This window comes from Pedobacter boryungensis (genome assembly GCF_013204825.1).
Classification (GTDB): domain Bacteria; phylum Bacteroidota; class Bacteroidia; order Sphingobacteriales; family Sphingobacteriaceae; genus Pedobacter; species Pedobacter boryungensis.
This window is the reverse complement of the sequence record NZ_JABMKV010000001.1, coordinates 560,660-582,698: the sequence shown is the minus strand read 5'-3', so window position 1 is coordinate 582,698 and position 22,039 is coordinate 560,660. Positions and strand designations below refer to the sequence as shown.

The following is a 22,039-nucleotide window of genomic DNA, read 5'->3' as shown; positions in this document are numbered from 1 at the left end:
CTGTCAGTTGACAACTATTATTTTACAAATTTCCTTAGAAAAAAGTCACAGCCTAAGAACAATCAACTGTCTTAAACTGTGGCTATATCTCTACTTGTGAGATTTATTTTTTTACGTTTTTAGCAAATTTGTAGCCCAATGACAATTCAAACTCTCCATTTACGTAAGATCTTAACGCAGCTGTTTCGGTGGTATACATCCCCATTAAGAAAAAAGATTTATAGGTTGAACCTAAACCGAAAGTAGCACTCTTTGAGCTGTGGTATATGCCAATTATGCTTACTTTATCTTCTACAAGACCCAAATTAACACCTACATCAACAATGTTGTGATAACCTTTCACCCCTCTAAAAGTAACCTTTGGCTCCAGCGATGCATTGTTTTGTGGATCAAGAGTCCAATAATAGCTCACTGCAGTAAGAAAAGTAGATTTATCTACTGATTTAAAATTCGTTTCTTTTTTTATAAACTGTTGTAAGTTGGGAATTGCACCTTGAATGGTTAGACCATTAGAGGTGTAGGCCACTCCGAAATCGCCATCAAAGTAGTTTTCCTTTCTTGCAAATTTACCAAGACTTGCGTCGGTAGGATCACCATCAATCATCTCATTTTCTACTCTCTCATACATCATGCCCAATGAAATTCCAAAGTGTAATTTCTGACTATCACTTAAAGGAAGATGATAGGCATAAGTTGCTGCAACTCTGGTGCGTTTCAATAGTCCTGCTACATCATTATTCAAATTTAAACCAAGTCCTACCTTGTTCTTGCCATATTCTGCCGTTAGCGCTTGTGTAGATGGAGCCCCTGGAACACCACTCCACTGTTGGCGATGTCCCAAATTGATATTGAGCCCCTCATCCACTCCTGCCATTGCCGGATTGCCAAGGTATTGATTACTGTAATATAACATACCCAGTGGATTGAGCTGTGCCTTTACCTTTTGACTGTTAACAGCCCATAAGAATGGAACTGTTAACAGTATAACTATGATATTTTTATTTGTTTTCATCTTAATCGTCTTTTTGAGGTTAGTCTCTTACAATGGTTATAAATCCTTTTAACTTAAGCTTAGTTGGGCCAAAATCAACAATATAGTAATACGTATCTTCTGCAAGTGGCGAACCTTGGAAGGTACCATCGAACTGATCGGTATAATTTACTTTGCTAAATAATAACCTTCCAGCACGATCGTAAATCTTAACTGTGTTATTAGGATACATATCAATGTTCTTGATCACAAAGCGATCATTCTTTCCATCACCATTTGGTGTTAAAAGGTTTGTTCCTTTAACTACTACAAAATCTTCGTTTACCGTAATGGTAATTGATTTAGTCACACTACATCCACTTGCAGAAATTACTTCTACCGTATAAGTGGTTGTAGCTTCTGGTCTAATGTTAAGCTCATTGCCATTTCTTGCTCCAACAATTCCAGGAGCATTTGTCCAGTTATAGGTTGTACCTCCACTAGCTCTAAGCGTCAAAGTTTCTCCTTTAGACAAAGTGATCTTACCACCATCAGTTGTAATATCTGCAACTGGGAGAGGATTTACCGTAATGGTGAAACTTCTGGTATAGCTATCTACACCGCCATTATTCGTTCCGCCATTGTCTTTCACGGTCACTGTTACTGTAGCTGATCCACTTCGTCCGTTTGCTGTTTTATAGGTAAGTACACCTGCATTGGTTACCGCAAGTTCACTAAATAAGGAAGCATTGGTACTTGTAACTGTTAAGCTGGTCGTTTGACTAGTTTCTGGTCCAGCACTAATACCTGTTAAATTGATCGTCTTTCTATCCCCATCAGCACACAATACTTGGCTGGTGATATCATTTAAGGTAGGCTGTTCGTTCACATCGCTCAATGCAATATTTAACACACGCTCTAAACTCAAACCATATTGCGTTGTACTGCGCACCCTTACGCTATAGCTAGCCTTTTGTTCATAATTCAATGATGAGGCAGTGTTCAGTTGTGAACCAACAATAGCAAACAAGTTATTATCAGTATCTCCAGTTCCACTTACCAAAGTATAGGCAAATATTGCATTTGGATCATCTGAAGTACTGCTTAACGTACCTGATGAAGTGCCAGCAGGTCTGTTTTCAAACAAGGTAGCCTGTGCAAGTGTAATGCTTGTTGGCGAACCAGGTGTAATGGTCAACGTACCATTCACATAACTTATGCTATAATTATTGGCAGTAGCTCCTGCTGGAACGATTGGATAATCTCCCTGCAATGAAGAAAGTGTTGCGGTAGTGGTGAATGTTGGTTGAGTTGTAAGGACAGTATTTGTTTCTGCATTTACAAAACCTGAATAGCTTGCCGTAAAGCTAGGATCTGGTGTATTCTGTACCCTAGTTTTATTATCAGCAGTAATCACCAAAGGGGCTTTGGTAATAGTACCGGTGCTTGTTGCGGTAGAGGTAGTTAAGTTGTAATTGCCCTTATCAGTTCCATTTAGTACAAAAGCGGTTGCAGTAATAGTTTTGCCCGTATTAGCCAATGCATTATCATAAGTAGTAGTTCCTGTAACGGTTACATTATCACTTCCTACCAAACCTGTTAGGTTATAGTTACCTGCCACTAAGCTAGCCGAATTATTTCCATCGTACACCTTGGTAATGATTGGTGCTGCATTTAAAGCTAAAGTAATTGGTTTAGCTGTAATAACTCCAGTAGTAGTTGCTGAGGTAGTGCTGATGCTGTAATTATCTTTATCCGCTCCAGCAAGTACAAAAGTAGTTGCCGTTACAGTTTTCCTTATTCCAGCAGTTCTCGTATCGTAAGTAGTACTTCCTGTTACGGTAACTACATCGCCCACCTGTACTCCTGTTAAGGTATAATTGCCAGCAGCCAGTGAAGCAGTGGTATTTCCATCGTAGACTTTGGTAATCACTGGTGAAGCATTTAACGCAACCGTAATTGGTTTGCCTGTGATGTCTCCAGTGGTGCTTGCTGTGGTGGTGGTTAAGTTGTAATTGTCCTTATCTGCTCCACTTACCACAAAACTACCCGCATTAACTACTTTTCCTGTTCCAACGGTTTTGTTGTTGTAGGTAGCAGTTCCTGTCACCAATACATCATCATTACCTGTTACCCCTGTTAAACTGTAATTACCTGCTAGCAACGTTGCCGAATTGGTGGCATCGTATACCTTGGTAATCGCTGGATTTGCATTTAAAGCTAAGGTAATTGGTTTAGCGGTTATTGCCCCAGTTGTCGTTGCCGTAGTGGTGGTTAAACTATAATTGTCTTTGTTTGCACCTGCTAATACGAACGTGTTCACCGAAATGGTCTTACCTGTACCAACCGTTTTGTTATCGTAAGTAGCCGTTCCTGTTACAGTAACCACATCACCAGTTTGTACCCCTGTTAAGGTATAGTTGCTTGGAACAAGTGTAGCAGTTGTTAAGCCATCGTAAACTTTTGTTACAATTGGTGCTGCATTTAAAGCTAAGGTAATTGGTTTGGCAGTAATGTTACCTGTTGTAGTTGCCGAAGCTGTAGTTAAGTTATAATTATCTTTATCTGTTCCACTTAATATCAAGCTCGTTGCAGTAATTACCTTCGCTGTTCCAACGTTAAGATTATCATAAGTTGCTGTACCAGTTACCGCAACGTCATCACCACTTTCAATACCTGCTAGCGTATAATTCTGTGCAACCAGCGTTGCTCCTGTAGTTCTATCGTACATTTTAGTTACTACTGGTGCAGCATTCAACGTAACCGTAACTGGTTTTACCAAGATCACACCAATAGCTGCATTTGCAGTAGTTGAAGCAAGTTGATAGTTGGCTTGCTGAGCACCAGCAAGCGTTAAACCAGTTACACTTACCAATTTACCAGTACCTATAGTTTTGTTGTTGTAGGTAGCCGTTACTGGAATAGCAATGCTTACCTCATCCGTTCCAACTTTACCGGTAATTGAGAAATTGTTTGCCGCTAATGTAGCTGATGTACTGTTATTATAGGTTTTGCTAACGGTTCCAGTTAATGCTACCGTTAATGTTTTAGGACTAATGGTTAAGGTCTGTTGTTTTTGAACCGCAGCGGTGTATGATGCATCTGCTGCTTGGTTTGCAGCAATCGTCACCGTACCAGCTTTTACAATATGTACCTTACCAGCTACAATCGTAGCAATTGTTGGATCACTACTTGTATAGGTAATGCCAATACTTGAATTGGTACTTGTTGCCGCAGGATCGAAATCGGCATCACCATACGTTTTGCTTGCCGAAGCCGCAAAAGTAATGGTCTGTACCGTAGGGTCTATCACAAGTGCATAAGCCTTGGTTGTGCTGTACGGACCAGTACCGATAGACGCATCGGTTGTTGTAACGGTAAAGTTAAACGTACCTCCCAGCGTTGGCGTACCGCTGATTACTCCAGCTGCTGATAGAGTTAAGCCTGAAGGCAAGGCGCCCGCTGTAACTGCATAGGTATACGGCGCTGTTCCTCCTGTAGTAGCTAGAGTTTGTGTATATGCTGTATTAACCGTTCCGTTAGGTACTGACGCAGTTAAAGCCAAGGTAGGTGCTCCTACTGTTAAACTATAGGCGTATGATGCGCTTACATTGTTTTGATCTGTCGCTGTAATTGTAAAATTAAAATTACCTCCTGCAGTTGGCGTACCACTTAACAAACCTGTTGTAGACAAGGTTAATCCAGTTGGTAATGCACCAGTTGTAACTGCAAATGCATACGGACTTGCACCCACTGTTACATTAATTTGTTGTGAATAGCCAGCAGCTACCGTTGCAGTGTTTAAGGCAGTAGTATTAAATACCAATTCGGTTACATCGTTTATCGCAATGCTGAAAACCTTATCGTAAGTTAAGCCTCCCTGATCTGTGGTACGCACTCTGATCGAGTAACTGTTCTTAATTTCAAAATCAGGAGAAGCTGAAATCCTTAAAGTGTTGCTACTAATCGTAAAGGCCGCATTATCGGTATCACCCGTTCCTGACACCAAGGTATAGGTAAAGGTATTTGCCGCATCCACATCAGTTGTACTAAATGAACCAACTGTTGAGTTGGCAGCTACATTCTCGCTAATTGATGAAGCACTTAAAGCGATATTAGTTGGCGCTTCGTTTACGTTATTAATGATTATCACAAAAGCTTCTTCGTAAGTTAAGCCATCCTGATCAGTCGTTCTAATTCTTACCGAATAACTGTTTTTCGCTTCAAAATTAGGCGAAGCCGTAATCCTTAAATTACCTGTACTAATGTTGAAGGCTGCATTATCAGTATCACCAGTTCCAGAAACAAGGCTATACGTAAACGTACTTCCTGCATCAACATCTGTGGTACTTAAAGCTCCGATTATTGAATTCGCTGTTACATTCTCGTTAATAGAAGATGCACTTAATGCGATATCAGTTGGTGCTTCGTTTAGGTTGTTAATGGTAATTACAAAAACTTTCTCAAAGGTTAAGCCACCTTGGTCCGTGGTACGAACTCTTATTGAATAGCTACTTTTGGTTTCAAAATTAGGTGAAGCTGTAATTCGTAAATTACCTGCATTAATGTTGAATGATGCATTATCGGTATCACCAGTTCCTGCAACCAAAGTGTAGGTAAAAGTATTTCCAGCATCAATATCTGTGGTGGTCAAAGTTCCAACTGTCGAATTAGCAGCCACGTTTTCATTAATAGCCGTAGCGCTCAATGCAAGATCAGTTGGTGCCTCGTTTACATTGTTAATGGTAATAACAATTACTTTCTCAAAGCTTAAGCTACCTTGATCGGTTGTTCTTATTCTTACCGAGTAACTTGATTTGGTTTCAAAATCAGGCGAAGCCGATATTTTCAAACTGTTTCCGCTAATGTTGAAAGCAGCATTATCAGTATCGCCAGTTCCTGACACTAAGGTATAGGTGAAAGTATTTGCAGCATCTACATCGGTAGTACTTAATGTACCTACTACCGAATTTGCCGTTACATTTTCATTAATCGATGATGCGCTTAAAGCAATATTTGTCGGTGCTTCGTTTACGTTAGTAACTGTGATGGCAACTACCTTTTCGTAAGTTAATGCGTCTTGATCGGTAATGCGCAAACGGATAGAATAGCTACTTTTTGCTTCATAATCTGGTACACCAGTAAATTTCAAACTCGTACCGCTAATGGTAAAGAATGCATTATCCGTATCCCCTGTTCCTGACACCAACGAATAGCTGTGGCTACCTGCAGGATCTGGATCACCTGGACTTAAAATACCTACCGTTGTGTTTGCAGCCGAATTTTCTGCTATCGTTGTTTGGGTTAGGAAAATATCAGTTGGTGCTTCGTTCACATTAGTAATGGTAATGTTAAACACCTTTTCAAAGCTTAATCCACCCTGATCTGTGGTACGTACTCGAATGCTGAAACTATTTTGGTTCTCGAAATCTGGAGAATTATTAATTTTTAAGCTGTTGCCACTAATGGTAAAGGCGGCATTGTTCGTACTTCCAGTACCCGCGACCAAGGTATAGGTGAAGGTATTTCCAGCATCAGGATCAATAGTACTTAAAGTGCCAACAGTTGAATTTGCAGCCACATTTTCATTAATTGATGTTGCACTTAAAGATAGATCTACAGGAACCTCATTTACATTGTTAACGCTAAGAGTTAATACTTTCTCAAAGGCTAGGCCCCCTTGGTCAGTAGACCTTACTCTCACAGAATAACTGCTTTTGGTCTCAAAATCAGGTGAGGTAGTAATTCTCAAACTTGTAGCAAAAATAGAGAATAAGGCATTATCAGTATCGCCTGTACCAGACACCAGCGTATAGGTAAAGGTATTTGAAGCATCGGGATCTGTTGAGGAAAGTAAACCAATAGGCCCAGCTGATATATTTTCATTAAATGAACTTGAGCTCATGGCAATATCGGTTGGTGCTTCGTTAAGGTTGTTAATGGCAATGGCAAATACTTTCTCAAAGCTTAATCCGCTTTGATCTGTTGTTCTAATGCGCACTGAGTAACTCGATTTGGTTTCAAAATCTGGTGAAGCATTGATTTTTAAATCGCTTCCACTGATGGTAAAGGCTGCATTATCGGTATCGCCCGTTCCAGTGACTAAGGCATAAGTAAAAGTATTACCTGCATCTGGATCTGTGGTACTTAACGTTCCAATTGTCGTATTCGCAGCTACATTTTCGTTTATCGCAGTTGCACTTAAGGCTACATTCGTAGGCGCTGAATTCACCCTAGTAACGGTTAGTGTATATAATTTGTTCGTTATTCCATTTTCGGCGGTTACCAATATATCTATTGTGTTCGTTCCAACGTTCAGTGCTAAAGCACCAGAGGCAACACCGCTAGTTAAAGTAGCGTTGGCCCCTCCGTTCACACTTACTTTCAGTGTTGCACCAGCTTGAGCCTTAGTTGCTGTAACAGTAGTAGATGTAGTTGCATAGGGCACATTAGCTGTATAGGCTACTGTACTAGCGCTAAATGTAGGTAATAAGCCAGTTGCAGTTGTGGTTAATGCCGATAGGTCTGCATTATTTGATGCGATTAGCGCAGTTGCCGACGGGGCGCTTGCTCCAGCACTATTGCCTGGAATATCTGTAGCAGTACCCGCTGCAACTGAAATACCCAAGGTACCAGATCCACTTACTCCGTTTAAAGTTGCAGTATATGCCGAACCGCTTCCTGTTAAGCTTAAAGAACTATAGGTAGCTGTACCCGTAGCATTAACGGTAATGTTGCTCGACGTAAGCGTTGAAGTGTTAAAGTTAGCATCAACATACGCTATACTAAAGGCTGCATTAGCACCAGGAGCAACTATAGTAGCCGTTGGGGTGATGTTAATTGCAGGACCTGTTTTATCAAAAGTCAGAACTGTACCGTAGTCTGTATTGGATTGTGCTCTTACATTTCCAGCAATATCGGTAGCTGCAAATGTCCATGGCACATTGCCTTCTGTATCGCCTGTAGCTAAGGTGTAGGTAGCTGTCCAATTTTTATTTCCGTTAGATCCTGTAGCCGTTACCGTATGTCCCCCAATAGTAATGGTGGTAGATTGAAGAGGCTCATTGAAGCCAATAGATAGTGTCACCACATCGCCAACCTTAGCGTATTGGATTGATGAGCCATTGTTTGAAAAATAAGAACCAGTTGCTAACACTGGCGCTGTATGATCTAGCGTATACACCTGCCCTGAAAGGTAGGCTGCATTCAAATTTGGAGTTACACCCCTTGTACCGGTAAAATCAAGACGGAAAGTTCCATCTCCTGTAACTGAAGTAATAGGAACCGTCCAGGTGGTACCAGAACCCGTAGGCGTGCCAATAGTACCATTTGCTGTGCCTGTTTTTGTCAAAGTGAAATCACTTGCATCAACTCCGGTAACAGACTCAGAGAAAGTAACGGTATAGTTAATGCTAGTAGCGTTTGTGGTTTGGGCATCAACCCTTACAATTGAAGTTACGGTTACCGCTGGACTGATGGTCATACTCACCATAACCACATTGCTTTGCAAACTGCCATCACTAACCTTATACGTAAACGAATCGGTAGTTGTATTTGAGCCATTATGTGTATAGGTGAATGTTCCATTGGCATTCAATGTAAGCGAACCATTTGTTGGTCCAGTTACCAATATTGCAGTTAATACATCATTTTCCGGATCTGTATCATTAGCTAATATATTCGGCGAACTAACCGTAAGTGTTCCTGCGTTGTTCACACTATAGCTATCTGTAACAGCTACCGGAGCTTCATTCACATTGCTCACGGTAATCGCATAGGAGTTTTCAAAAGTTAACCCATCTTGATCCGTGATGCGAAGTCTGATCGAATAACTATTCTTTGCTTCATAATTAGGTACTCCTGTAAAACGTAAAGCATTCCCAGATAGATTAAATGAACCATTATCTGTATCGCCAGTTCCGCTTACCAATAAATAAGTATGGCCACCCGCTGGATCTGGATCTGAAGGGCTTAAGGTACCTACAGTTGTGTTAGCCACAGCGTTTTCGGCAATGGATGTACTAGAAAAGAAAATACCATTTGGTGCTTCATTCACATTATTAATGGTAATGTTAAACACTTTATCAAAAGTTAAGTTTCCTTGATCAGTTGTTCTCACTCTAATGCTAAAGCTGTTTTGATTTTCAAAATCAGGCGAAGCCTTAATGCTTAAACTATTCCCACTAATGCTGAATGCTGCGTTATCTGTATCGCCAGTACCCGCTACTAAGGAATAGGTAAAGGTATTTCCAGCGTCAGCATCGGTGGTACTCAATGTACCTACAACCGTATTCGCGGCAACATTTTCGTTAACTGAGCTAGCACTCAAGGCTATATTGGTGGGTGCTGAATTTGATGGCGCATTTATTGGAGATCCAACTTGGATATTGTTAACCCCAATCCAAATGTTTGAGGCAGGGGAATAAATCCTTACTTCATCAATATTATTAAAAGCAGCTGTTAATTGCCCTGCTTGATTAGCCGTAAATGAAGTGCCATTTGTAGGTATGTTTAAAGCGATTGAACCTACCGGTGTGCCATTGTCATATCCTGTTAATACGATGGAGCCCACAGCACCCCAATCTTGCATTTGAATTGATTTTAAAGAGAAATTTGATGCTTGACTAGCACTTTTGATAACCAATGCCGAGAAACCAGTGTTTGTGATACCTGGATCTGGACCTGGGGTAATACCGTTAAAACCATTTGCAGAAGCAAACCAAGCAGCATTTTCCCATCTCATTGTTGTTCCCGCAGTATATGTTCCACTCGCTTTATTTCCTGCAAAAATCTGAAGATCTAGATCACTGATTGTTGCCGAAGTACCATTTCCATCAACAGCCATACTGCTCATGCCTGTGCTATTGGTAAAGGTTAGAGTTGGCGAAGTTGATAAAAGCACACCTGTGGATGTCGTGGTGAAACTCTGTATATCTGAGTTATTATTCGTACCCACACTATTGGTTCCTTTTGCTCGATAATAATAGGTGGTGTTTCCGTTTAAGCCTGTAATATTTGCCGAAACTGAAGTAGCACTAGCACTTGCCGTTAAGGTGGCAGGTGATGCGGCAACGTTCACCACACCCGATGCTAAGGTAGGCGAAGTACTGTAATCGAAACTAATGGCACTTGTAGCTAAATTAGATGGATTTACCGAAGCGTTTAAGGTTGCCGTTGTACCCGCAACTGAAGTTGCCGCAGCATTGGTAATGGATGGTGTTGCGGTAAAAGCAAAATTGTCTATGGCAATATATTGGAAACCGCCACCTAAGGTAATTTCAAGCTCATCTATTAAGGTATTGCTATTATCTGTTCCCGTACTAAAATCAACTAAGGCAAAGCCATTGTAATTGGTACCTAAACTTACCGAAGTCTGAAAAATTCCAGATTTGGTAAACGTATATTGTTGAACTCCGTTTTTCTTTCCAGTGAAGGTAATCGTTCCTCCATTTGTAGGTGGGGTACCGCTTGCATTAGCAGATGGATAAACCCACATCGTTTTAACTGCAAATGGTGTTTTATTAGTCGTTTTGATGGTGTTTACCTGACCAGCTGCAGTATTTCCGTCATTGCCAATATAAAAATTAGAACCTATTGTTGCCGCTGGTGGATTAGCGGCATTTACACCATAACCCGTATAGTTTTGCACTGCCAATTTATTACCCAGCGTGAACTTCAACCCTGTTGTGGCATTGGTAAAGGTTTGTGCAGCTGCTGTAGCTCCTTCAAAATACTCTACATTTCCTGGACTTGCTGCCGGACCAGAACTACTACTATTTAAAAGACGGAAATTATCAACCGCAAATTCTTGAGTGCTACCTCCATCTGCGCTTACGCGAAAACGAAGTGACATTGTAGTTCCTGTACCTGTAATAGCCCAGTTAAACTCTCCAAAAGTACGCGTTAACTCTGTACCATCTCCAATCATATCACCATTGGTATCTTCTCTTAAATTTCCTCCAGTTCCAGCTTCAGTTCCACCATAAAACCCTCCTGCTCTAACCCATCCTGTATTATCAATATTGTATTCTACTTCCAAAAAATCGTAGGTAGATGGAAAGGAATTTTTATTTTGCCAACCTTGGCTTGGTAGGGCAGCAAATAAACCTTTAAATGTTAAACCCGATTTACCACTAATATCTATTCCAGTCCAAGTAATATTTTGTATTTTATCGCTTGCATTAGTGGTTGTAGTGCCTATCCTGTCAGTATCTTCGCCAGCCCAAAATTTACTCCCTTGCATACCCGAATAAACTGTTTGGGTATAGGGGGCAAAAGGCTGGTTTAAAACAATGTTACTTCCATCTGTTCGTAGAAAGTAACTGGTATAAGGTGAAGATAGCCCAGCCCCACCTTGATTATATGAGGATGTTCGTGTACCTGCACTTGGCGCACCAGTATCTTCAAACGTATCACTCCAAAATTGAGTTTGCGCTTTAACATCTGTTAACGTAAGCAATGCCAGCACAAGGCCTGCAACTACTGCCAACGAATGGCTTTTAATTGATTTAATAAATAGCGTAGCATTAATGGAACGTGTACGCGTACCAGCTGGTGAGATCATGTTCATCATATAATTTAGTCCGGAGTTTGAGTTTTGAGTAGAGTTTGTTTATTACCTTTCCTTACCTCGACCAAGCGAGTTGGTTGAGGCATATAGCAATCTTATGCATAAGCATTCTTGATACCTATGTATGGATTAATCATTCGGAAAATTCTGGTTAACTAGGCTGCGATTTGACTAGCAAAAAACAAGATTGAGCGTAATTGAGATTAAGTGTCATGAGTTGAGAGGATAAGGGATGATATGGAAATGCTTTTATAAAAGGGATTGAAATTGATAATGAAATAAGAATTGAGGCTCTTCAGGCTTCCCACAAACAAAGCTATCCTTTCTGCTGAAGTAGGCAATTACCAGGCTTGTTATTTCCTTGTGCTTGCTATCTAGGTAGATTGCATAGCGAATACCCTTAATTTGCAGATACTGCAAACAGGGCAATGATGCGATTATACGGCTTGAGAGAGCGATAATTTTCACTGGTTAACGTTTATCTGGTAGTCGTTCTCTCTTACAAAAGAACGATTTCCCGAAAATAGAAATTTTACAGAAATTAAGCAAGGCAGATTAGCCTCGCTTTTCTAACATTTATGATACATTTCCCAGAATCGTATGTGAGGTTCTATACTTTATACAGTTTGCACAGTAAGATTAAATGCCAATAATTAGTACCCTATTTTTAAGAGGAGAGTAATAATTGAGAGAGCGTTAATTTAATTTTATATGAATTTATCTTTTTAATAAACCTAAATGCAATAGCAAACCTAAGGCTGGGGAATGAGTTCGTGGTACGAAGGGTCTGAAATTTTCTGTTCTAAAGTCCATTAGTTCTAAATAAGCTTGATGAACCTTTATCAAATCCATTGCCCATTTTTTACCACTAGACATACGTATGAAATTCATCATATTATCTTCTACACCCAAAACTTTATATTCTCTTCCATTTAAGCTTTTAAAATTTGTGATAGGCAAAACAAATTCTTTAAATTTAGCAAAACTGATTGTTGGATCCGTCTTTATATACATAATATTAATTAAACTTCTTCACTCTTCTCCAGCTCACTCACAATCTCCCTAAAACTTGCCAATCCTGCCTCAATATTATCAATAATCTCCAGTGCCAAAACATCAGGGTCCGGCAAATTATCCAAATCTGTTAAACTTTGGTCTTTGACCCAAAAGATATCCAAACTGGTTTTATCGCGGGCAATGATTTCATCGTAGCTGTATTTCCTCCAGCGACCGTCAGGGTTTTCTTCGCTCCAGGTTTCTTTTCTCTTATTGATGTTGGAAGAGTTATAGCATTTAACGAAATCTGATAAATCAGATTCTGCCAATGGCTTTTTCTTTAGGGTATGATGAACATTAGTTCTATAATCATAAAACCAAACTTCTTTAGTCCAAGCTTCTTTATTAGCGGGCTTGTTATTAAAGAACAATACATTCGCTTTTACACCATTGGCGTAGAAAATACCCGTAGGCAAACGTAAAATAGTGTGTAGTTCTGTTGTCTTCAACAATTGCTTTCTAATTTCTTCTCCTGCACCACCTTCAAACAACACATTATCTGGTAAAACAACTGCCGCTTCACCATCAATCTTCATTAATGATTTAATGTGCTGCAAAAAGTTCAACTGTTTATTACTTGTGGTTTCCCAAAAATCCTGACGGTTGTAGCTGATATCTTCTTTTTCAATATCGCCATCTTCATTGGTAACGGTCATCCCGCTCTTTTTGCCGAATGGTGGATTGGCCAACACATAATCGTAAGTCTGGCTTTCGGCTGCAATTAACGCATCGTTTGATTTTACCAAAGGTTCTGCATCTATTTCTCCGATACCATGCAGATATAAATTCATCAAACACATTCTGCGTGTACTGGCTACAATTTCATTTCCATGAAAAGTACTGTTCTTTAAGAACATCTTTTCGTCTTTATCCAGTTTATTGTTTTCAGTTAACCAATCATAAGCTGCCAGAAAGAAACCGCCCGAACCACAAGCCGGGTCAATAACAGTTTTCATAGGCTTAGGTTGTACACAGGCTACCATTGTTCTAATTAATGCTCTTGGCGTAAAATATTGCCCTGCACCCGATTTTGTATCTTCTGCATTCTTTTCCAGTAAACCTTCGTAAATCGTTCCTTTCACGTCAGCACCCATCAAACTCCAGTCTTCTTTGCCAATCATGGTAATGATGCGTTGCAGATTAGAAGGGTCCTGTATTTTGTTCTGACTCTTTACATAGATTTGTCCCAACATTCCTTTTTCTGTACCCAAAGAACGTAATGCCTGAATGTAAAACGATTCCAGTTCTGCACCGTTTTTTGAAACTAAGTTCTCCCATGAACAAACTTCTGCACCTTCCACTTCTTTTCCTTCTACATCTTTAAGTCTTGGTAGTTTCAGGTTTCTGTTATAAGGTGGTTTATTTAACTCGTCCACCATTTTAAGAAATAGCAGATAAGTGATCTGTTCCAAGTAATCTCCATACCCAACGCCATCGTGGCGCATTACATTTGCCAGGTTCCATATTTTTGATACGATTGCTGCTTCTGTCATTTTAATTTGTTATTTGTAGCTCCGGAGGAGCGAAATCCTAATAGCTCTATTTTTTTAGATTGTCAAGCTCCGTAGGAGCGAAATATTATTAGCCACATCGTGGCGAATTATCAATAGCTCCGTAGAAGCGGAATATTAATAAAGTTTATTCTTCATCAAACAAATATTCATCTTTAAAATCTATTTGATAGGCTTTTAAAAATTCCATATATTCTTCTTTAAAGGTTTTTTTTCTATGATGCTCTTCTTGATTTTTGATGTATTCAATTACATTGGGAACAACCGATTGACTTACGGTAAATGCACCAAAACCGGTTTGCCATTCAAAATTGATGTTTGTCAATTTTTTCTCGTTTACCCATTTAGATGAATTGGCTTTTATATCCCGAATTAAATCGGATAAATTACAATTGGGTTTGGTACCTATTAATAAATGAATGTGGTTTGGCATTCCATTTACAATCATTAGTTTCTGGTTTTTATTGGAAATAATACCCGAAATGTATTTATATAATTCGTCTTTCCATTTTTCTGAAATGAAATTGTTTCGTCCTTTTACAGCAAAAACAATATGAAAATATAATTGTGTGTAGGTATTTGCCATTATAATTAAAATGTTGCTATTTATATGCCGCTCCTACGGAGCTAAATATTGATGTTTGATTGTTTTGCTATTCATATTTCGTCACGATGTGGCTGTTTTTGATTTTATTTCTTTTGTTTAATTGCTTGCTTTTGTTCCGCTTTTATCCGTTCCAGCAGTACACTTGCAGGTTCATAATCTGCAGCTTTTTTGCATTCTTCCAATTCCTTTGCAGTTAACAAACTACCCTCAAATGCTTTTTTAAGGATGCTCTGGCGCAAGGCTTCGGCTTTTTCTAAACTTTCTTTGATGTTTTGTTCGATAGAATCACAAACGGATAAACGGGATTCGATTTGTTTGACGATTTTGTATTGTTCATCAGGATTTGGAACAGGTATTTCTAAGTTCTCTAAAAAATCAACATTAATATTTTTTTGAGCCGTTGCTGATGCAACTCTATCAATCTCCTGTTTTGTAAGTTGAATATAATAATTAAGATAATACAAATTAAGAACTTTGATGTCAGAAGTTATTCCAACAACACTATCAGGAAAACAAGCATCAAATCCGAGAAATGCTGTTTCACCTATATTTGCGGCTATGGTTAAACATAAAGTTCCTTTTGGCCATAATTTACTTTGAGCTAATCCAAATTCAGAATAGGCATTTTCATATTCTTTTACAATACCGCCATTTGCTTTTCTTATCTCTCCAGTTTGAATAAATGGATAATTTCCTCCAAATAATCTTTGGTCATTCCTTGGTCGGTGTTTAGACTTACCTCTTTTGACAACACTTACGTCACCTAATAACTCTCTTTTCCATTCCCCCTCAAAAGCCTTTTTCAAAACCGCTTGCCTGTAAATTTTTAATTGCTGTTGTGCTTTTTTTAAATCGGTAACACCGGCATCTAAACTGCTAAATAAACTTTCTAATTTTTTAACAATGGCTCGTTGTTCGGGAAGGGGTGGTAAAGGTATTGGTATATCAGCAATAGTTCTTGATGATAAATGTTTCACTGTTACTGAAGATGTTTCAGAATGTATCGCATTTAAATAAGGCTGTAACACAAAGAATAAAAACTGTTTGTTGTAAAGTTTTGATTCATTTCTTAATCTGCAAACTCGCTGATTTAAAAGCCCTCGTTCTCCTGGCCATTTGGATAACTTAAAGTCACCATCCATCCCAATCAGGAAATCTCCTTTTTGTACTACAAAATCGTCTGAGTATTCTCCATTAAAATAATTTTCAGTTTGTTCATCCGCAATATCTCTAATCCTAATAAGAGGCACACCTTCTTCTCTTGTAAAATATATAGAAGAAAATGCGTATCCATTTTGTATTTCAATAATATTACCAAGAAATACCCTTTCCCAGTCATTACAAATATTTAATAAGGGGTATTTATTTTTCTCAATAATCTGTTTCGGTGCTAGTCCTAATGCCATTATGCAGCTAATGCTTCATTTAATTCGTTAATAATACTATCCATTTCATTACCAAATAATTGGTACATCTTTCCTCTTCCGCCTTTGCTGTCAAACGGGTTATAATCTAAATCGTCCAGTTCAATATGGTAAGAACTTACAATGTGGTCTTTTATCATTCGCAGCCAATCCATTTGCTCGGTGCTAAAGCGGTTGTGCTGTCCAGCATTTTGTGCAAAAATCCAACGCTTAAAATTCTCGTCAATGGTTTTATCAAAAGGTTTCAGTTCTTCATCTATGCCACACACTTTTCTAATTAAAGAAACCAATGCCGTCAGTTCATCTTTCGGGCAGTCGCTTTTCACTTCTTCTATACCCGCATACGCATTCCAAACGTGAGCCGGAGCCAACAACGGTTTTTCCAGTTTCAGTTTATCCATTACTTCTTTTATCATTTTAAAAGTAATGTTGCGGCGGTTATAAGGCTGGTCGTAAAAAATACTCAGCGCCTGTATCTCGTCTTTATTGGCTTTCAGGTATTCGCTGAAATCGTTAATCAGGGCTTTGGCTTTGTCCATCGATTCTGTGTCCCATTCTGCTTTGGTCACTTCATCCAGATTAATATGGTCAATAATCTGGTCGTGCTGTTTGCGTACATTATCAATATGGTCGTTCAGTTTGCCGTTAAAGGTGAGTGACGCGGTTCTCAGCAAAGCTTCCTGCGCTTCTGCTCTGGCTTCTGCTTCTTTGGCAGGCGTACGTTCATCAACCGGGATTTGTGCAATAATTGCATTTGCTTTATCGGCAATAACATCGGCATCAAAAGCCTCAATCAGTTCGCGGGTCATCTGCTTTAAGCTTTTCCCTTTTGCCAATTCCTGTATTTTCTCTTTTTCGGCATCGGTCAGTTGTTTTTCCAGACGGATGAGTCGGTTTGCCAATGAAAGATACACGTCTTCTTCCTGCACACCCATTGTCACGGCCTGCAACAAATCTTTCAACGGAATAGTTGGCTGTCGCTCCAATGGACGGCTGTCGGTCTTTTTAGATTTGGTGGCACCTACTGCATCCACAATCACGAAATGCGTTTTAGCATCGGCAGTTTTGGTCACCAGTTTTAATTTATCAGCAGAAATGGTACGGGTACCACGTCCTTTCATCTGTTCAAAATAATTGATGCTTCTCACATCCCGCATAAACAGCAACACCTCCAAAGGTTTCACATCGGTTCCGGTTGCAATCATATCAACCGTTACGGCAATACGCGGATAATAGTCGTTCCTAAAACGGTTAAGCACCGATTTCGGGTCTTCTTCTATTTTATAGGTTACCTTTTTACAGAAATCATTGCCTTCTTCAAATACTTCTCTGATGATGTTGATGATGTCATCAGCGTGGCTGTCGGTTTTGGCAAAGATCAAAGTTTTCGGCACTTCATATTCACCATTTTCATCAAAACGATTCGGGAAAATATCCTTTCTTAATGCATCTCTATAAGCAGTGATAATTGTTCTGATTTGGCTGATGTTGACTACCTTTTTATCTAAATCATTTCGCAGATAAGCGGTATCTTCATCTTCCTGTTGCCAGCGTTTGGCTCTGGAAAGTTTATCTCTTCTGTCCACAAACCAACCTTTCTCTATCAAGGCTCCTTTGGTGGAAATATCGGTTTCTATTAAATAAACATCGTAAGGAACGTTCACTCCGTCAATCACCGATTCTTCATATGTATATTGGCTGACTACATTTTCATTAAAGAAACCAAAAGTTCTTTTATCAGGCGTTGCAGTTAAGCCCACCAAAAAAGCATCGTAATAATCTAACACCTGTTTCCAAAGGTTATAAATAGAACGGTGACATTCATCGATAATAATAAAATCAAACTGCTCAATAGGAACTTTCGGATTGTAGGCAACCGGAATGGCATCTTTTTTTGCCAACTGTTTTTCTATCCACGATGAATTTTCATTGGGATTGATTACATCTTCATCCTCCTCCATTTCTTCACCCTGCAAAATAGAATACATCCGCTGTATAGTAGAAATACAAACCTGACTTTCATCGGCGATATAGCTCGACGTCAATCTTTGTACGTTATACAACTCTGTAAACTTGCGGTTATCATCCTGTGGCTGAAAAGCTCTGAACTCCTGCTCGGCTTGCTCTCCTAAGTTTTTGGTATCTACTAAAAACAAAATGCGTTTAGCCTTTGCAAATTTCAGTAAGCGGTAAATAAAAGTAGCGGCAGTAAAGGTTTTTCCGGCACCCGTCGCCATTTGAATTAATGCTTTTGGTCGGTTGCCTTTAAACGATTTCTCCAAATTATTAATGGCAATAATCTGCGCCGGACGCAAATTTGTTTCATCCAATACGGGATAATCAGCAAACCTTCCTCTTAAACTTTTTTCTCTCTTCGACCATTCCAATAAAGTCTCCGGCTTATGAAAACTGAAAACATTTCTGCCCCGAGGCTTTGGGTCGGTATAATCGGTAAATCGGGTAACAACACCCGTGCTTTCGTAAATGTATTTTAACCTTTCTGTATTTTTGAAAAACTTCAGGTCAGCAGTTGCATATTCTTTTGACTGCTCTTCAACAACGGTAAGCCGATGACCTTCATCTTCCTTTTTAGCTTCAATTAAACCTAAAGGTTTTTGATTTACGAAAAGCACATAATCTGCCGGACCAACACTGGTTTGGTATTCCCTAACAGCAATGCCTAATCCTACGCTGAAATCTATATGATTTTTTGATTGAACATGCCAACCTGCCAGTTGCAACATCGCATCAATTTGGTCGCGAGCTTTTTGTTCTGGATTTTGATTGAGTTCGTTATTCACCGAGTTGTATTACTTAGTTTTGTTGCAAGATAATAATTTAATTTAGCTATTGTTTAAATCTTTATTGCTTCCAAAACGTAGTCAATTCTAATATTAACTTTTCGCCATTACCAAATTATAGCATTGTTTTAAATAAAAGTATGGTTTTCCGTAATTCCATTCCCACACTCACCCCTTCTCCAACCTTTCCATCATCTTTTTATGATAATAACATTTACCACCAATCACTACTGGCTTAACGAAACCTTGTTTACGCCAACGATACAAGGTGCGTTCGGTTATTTTTAATTCGCGACATAGATCGTTATTATCTAACCATTCATCAGTATTAAAGGCATTGCCATGGATGTGTTCTAGCAAGAGCATCATTTGCTGTTGCATCACGAGTAATTGCTGTAACTGTTCTTGTAAGGCTATCATTTCCATGGGCATGTGTTTTAATACCACAAATAGAAATTTTTGGCTATCAATACACAGGTTGCAAGGGTTGCAAATTGAAAGGCAACTCCGCAGATATGTTTAGTCCTATTTAAGCTGGTTTAAGGCATTCACCATTTTAATAAGCTTCCCTTTAAGATGAGTGATGGTACTACTTTCAGCGAGGTAATACTTATTCCGTAAGCTTTCAAAAGAAATGTCTTTGCCTTTTACTGTGGTGTAATAGGTAATGACAAAATTTAAGAGTTTAGAAATATCTGTATCCTTAAAAATAGCCTGTTCCTTAAAAAGTTTGAGCAGTAGCGCCAACTGATCTACCGATAAATTCAAGGCTATTTTTTCCATGTTGGTCGAGTGCATGGGTTCAGGTGCTGTAATTTCTCACATCGTTTCTAAATAGACACGCTCGGCTAAAATCCACGAACTCAATACCTCAATTACACTGTCTGTAGCTGGCTCGAAAGCATAGCCTGGTTTAGGCTGAATTAAGCGCAAAGTTTTGAATTGAGCACTTAACACGTTTAGTTTGGCTGCTTTGCCATCTGCTTGAGCTAACTCCGCCATATGCAAATTTCTGCAATACACCATAAAGGGCAGGTAGTTAAAATTTAGTCGAACAAGTAATAAAATCACCTGCTCGGTACTGTTTAACCTCGAACTTTTAAAATGGATAGCTTCCAGCTCTGCCAGCAGCAACTCATTGTAATGATACTGCGCATACGACATTTCCTGTTGCTTTTGTATCGCTTGATGATGCTTCGCTAGCACCAGTAACAATTTTTTGTCCACCCTATGCTTTCTAAAATATGCAGTTAAGCTAACTTTTTTCGCGTTAAAGCAATGTCGCAAGGCCTTTAAGTTGAAATGGCTAATCACATTTTGCGAATCTAGTTTCGCTGTATGCTGATCCTCTATTGCATTAATGAGCTGTTGCAAGGGTGCAAGCAGCAAACTCAAACCCCTAAAATCTTTAGGATGTTGACATAAGGTATTGCACATCGTCACTAAACAGCGATGCGTATAACTGATAAATGCAATGAGCTGAGCTTCCGAATCATTGGCTAGCACCTTTTCAGTCAATAATTCATTTACCTGCAAACAGCATTCTTCAAACCTTGTTTTCAGGTTATCGGGTAGCTCCTCATGTCCTTCCGACTGCTGTATCAAGGCAGTCATTTCTTTTAGTCGGTCTTTCATCAACGCCTAATCTTGTCTTACAATTTGTAGCAGGGATGATTTCGGCTTAAAATCTAAACTAAACAAATTATGATCTCTTAGAGAAGATGCGCTAGAAATGTAACATATTTTAACATCTGGTTTTCTCCCAGATTGCGCCTACACTCCTCCTAGAAAACTGCGTTTGAACAGAACAATACCAGAACAAACCTAGGAGAAGTCTAGGAGAAAACTACTTTTTCACTGACAAATCCAGACATTTTCGGACATCTTCGGACATCCGCCCGTCGATGCTTTTTTATCTCTACTAGGCACCCTACTTTCGTTTAACATTCGTTGTCGACACTCGAAGTTTTAACAGATTATTAACCCTTTAAAAACAAAGAAAAAATGGGAACATTTAAAAAAGGAATCCTAGGTGGATTCTCAGGAAAAATAGGCAACGTGATTGGTGCTAGTTGGAGAAACTTAGATGTAATGCGCAGCTTACCAAAAAAGAGCAACAAGCTACCAAGTGAAATTCAAATGGAGCAACGAATAAGATTTGCTTTGGCAATCGGATTTTTATCGCCGATCAAAGGTCTCTTAGAGCAAGCATTTGGCAGCACACAGGGCAACAAATCGAGGTTTAATTTAGCTACAGCTTATCATATTCAGCAAGCGGTAACGGGTATCATGCCCAATTTAGACATCGACTTTACCAAGGTGGTGATTTCAAAAGGCGAATTATTGGGTGCAAAAAACGCAGCAGTAAGCGCTACCAATGCGGGTGTAGTAGATTTTATCTGGGAGAATAATGCGGGCACTACTTTAAGTGCGATAGATGATCAAGCCATCTTATTGATTTATAACCCAGCTAAAAAGCTGTACGTAACTGATCTTTCATTTACAAGACTGGTGGGGGCTGCATCCATAGTGGTTCCGGCAGAATTTGCTAATGATGTGGTGCATTGTTATATGGGCTATCTTGCTGCTAATGGCAAAAACGCTGCTACCAGTGTGTACTTGGGTACGGTAACGGTGTTGTAAAAAAACTCATGCATTTAATATCGGCGGTGCTAAGGCGCCGCCGATATATTACATGAAATTGGGATAAGCATAGCTTTTTATAGCTATCACAATGGTCGTGATTTAAAAATCATTGATCTTGAGATCTATTTGTAGTTCTGTCGCTTCGCGGACAAACTTTTATTCACGAGTTTTTGTGTTTATAAAGGTATTCATGCTTGCTTCGCAGGTTTCCTATAGATGAAAAAAGTATGCAAATACCGCAGCAAAGCGAAGCTCATTTATACAATTTACAAATATATGCTCATAAATAAATCCACGGCTGCGCCCTGTTCTGTTAACATCAGTAGCTAGGCTAATTTCTGCATCCCGAACAGGCCAAGGCCGACTTTAGTAGAACGAAGAGGATGTACTTAGGCTTGAGTTAGTTGAACAGCGAAGTGCTTAGTCCGAATTCACGTTAAAATTAGTTTAGTAT

The 22,039-nt window shown here is 39.3% G+C and carries 11 protein-coding genes; 1 reads left to right on the top strand and 10 read right to left on the bottom strand.

Translation table 11 applies throughout. The features are described from left to right. Positions 1–103: 103 nt before the first annotated feature. The 10 genes from HQN85_RS02535 to HQN85_RS02490 form a co-directional block, all read right to left on the bottom strand. Complete coding sequence (locus HQN85_RS02535; RefSeq protein ID WP_173268774.1) at positions 104–1,012, bottom strand: PorP/SprF family type IX secretion system membrane protein; 909 nt, start codon at positions 1,010–1,012, stop codon at positions 104–106. Positions 1,013–1,031: 19 nt separating this feature from the next. Next, positions 1,032–11,543 carry a YDG domain-containing protein gene (locus HQN85_RS02530; RefSeq protein ID WP_173268773.1) on the bottom strand — a complete coding sequence of 3,504 codons (10,512 nt, stop codon included), beginning with the start codon at positions 11,541–11,543 and terminating at the stop codon, positions 1,032–1,034. A 714-nt stretch (positions 11,544–12,257) separates the two neighbouring features. Beyond that, positions 12,258–12,554: a hypothetical protein gene (locus HQN85_RS02525; protein ID WP_173268772.1), complete on the bottom strand. Its 297-nt coding sequence runs from the start codon at positions 12,552–12,554 to the stop codon at positions 12,258–12,260. Positions 12,555–12,562: 8 nt separating this feature from the next. Beyond that, positions 12,563–14,089: a class I SAM-dependent DNA methyltransferase gene (locus tag HQN85_RS02520; protein ID WP_173268771.1), complete on the bottom strand. Its 1,527-nt coding sequence runs from the start codon at positions 14,087–14,089 to the stop codon at positions 12,563–12,565. 145 nt (positions 14,090–14,234) lie between these two features. Beyond that, positions 14,235–14,693: an IS200/IS605 family transposase gene (tnpA, locus tag HQN85_RS02515; protein ID WP_173268770.1), complete on the bottom strand. Its 459-nt coding sequence runs from the start codon at positions 14,691–14,693 to the stop codon at positions 14,235–14,237. Positions 14,694–14,797: 104 nt separating this feature from the next. Beyond that, on the bottom strand, positions 14,798–16,120 hold the full coding sequence (locus HQN85_RS02510) for a restriction endonuclease subunit S (RefSeq protein ID WP_173268769.1): 1,323 nt from the start codon (positions 16,118–16,120) through the stop codon (positions 14,798–14,800). After that, positions 16,120–18,939 carry a type I restriction endonuclease subunit R gene (locus HQN85_RS02505; protein WP_216847207.1) on the bottom strand — a complete coding sequence of 940 codons (2,820 nt, stop codon included), beginning with the start codon at positions 18,937–18,939 and terminating at the stop codon, positions 16,120–16,122. The genes HQN85_RS02510 and HQN85_RS02505 overlap by 1 nt, the downstream gene beginning before the upstream one ends. Positions 18,940–19,107: 168 nt before the next feature. Continuing rightward, a complete protein-coding gene (locus HQN85_RS02500; RefSeq protein WP_173268768.1) occupies positions 19,108–19,371 on the bottom strand; it encodes a helix-turn-helix domain-containing protein in 264 nt (87 codons plus the stop codon). Positions 19,372–19,464: 93 nt separating this feature from the next. Continuing rightward, complete coding sequence (locus HQN85_RS02495; RefSeq protein WP_173268767.1) at positions 19,465–19,722, bottom strand: hypothetical protein; 258 nt, start codon at positions 19,720–19,722, stop codon at positions 19,465–19,467. Positions 19,723–19,758: 36 nt separating this feature from the next. Further along, the gene (locus HQN85_RS02490) at positions 19,759–20,574 is read right to left on the bottom strand and encodes a hypothetical protein (protein ID WP_173268766.1); all 816 of its coding nucleotides are present in this window, start codon (positions 20,572–20,574) and stop codon (positions 19,759–19,761) included. A 369-nt stretch (positions 20,575–20,943) separates the two neighbouring features. On the opposite strand from HQN85_RS02490, the gene HQN85_RS02485 reads away from it, so the two are divergent. After that, positions 20,944–21,582, top strand: coding sequence for a DUF6266 family protein (locus tag HQN85_RS02485; RefSeq protein ID WP_173268765.1), 639 nt, complete (start codon positions 20,944–20,946; stop codon positions 21,580–21,582). Positions 21,583–22,039 lie beyond the last annotated feature (457 nt).

Coding starts and splice junctions, on each gene's coding strand:
- HQN85_RS02535 (WP_173268774.1), bottom strand. CDS start 1,012: ATGAAAACAAATAAAAATATCATAGTTATACTGTTAACAGTTCCATTC.
- HQN85_RS02525 (WP_173268772.1), bottom strand. CDS start 12,554: ATGTATATAAAGACGGATCCAACAATCAGTTTTGCTAAATTTAAAGAA.
- HQN85_RS02485 (WP_173268765.1), top strand. CDS start 20,944: ATGGGAACATTTAAAAAAGGAATCCTAGGTGGATTCTCAGGAAAAATA.
- HQN85_RS02520 (WP_173268771.1), bottom strand. CDS start 14,089: ATGACAGAAGCAGCAATCGTATCAAAAATATGGAACCTGGCAAATGTA.
- HQN85_RS02500 (WP_173268768.1), bottom strand. CDS start 19,371: ATGCCCATGGAAATGATAGCCTTACAAGAACAGTTACAGCAATTACTC.
- HQN85_RS02495 (WP_173268767.1), bottom strand. CDS start 19,722: ATGGAAAAAATAGCCTTGAATTTATCGGTAGATCAGTTGGCGCTACTG.
- HQN85_RS02510 (WP_173268769.1), bottom strand. CDS start 16,120: ATGGCATTAGGACTAGCACCGAAACAGATTATTGAGAAAAATAAATAC.
- tnpA (WP_173268770.1), bottom strand. CDS start 14,693: ATGGCAAATACCTACACACAATTATATTTTCATATTGTTTTTGCTGTA.
- HQN85_RS02530 (WP_173268773.1), bottom strand. CDS start 11,543: ATGATGAACATGATCTCACCAGCTGGTACGCGTACACGTTCCATTAAT.
- HQN85_RS02490 (WP_173268766.1), bottom strand. CDS start 20,574: ATGAAAGACCGACTAAAAGAAATGACTGCCTTGATACAGCAGTCGGAA.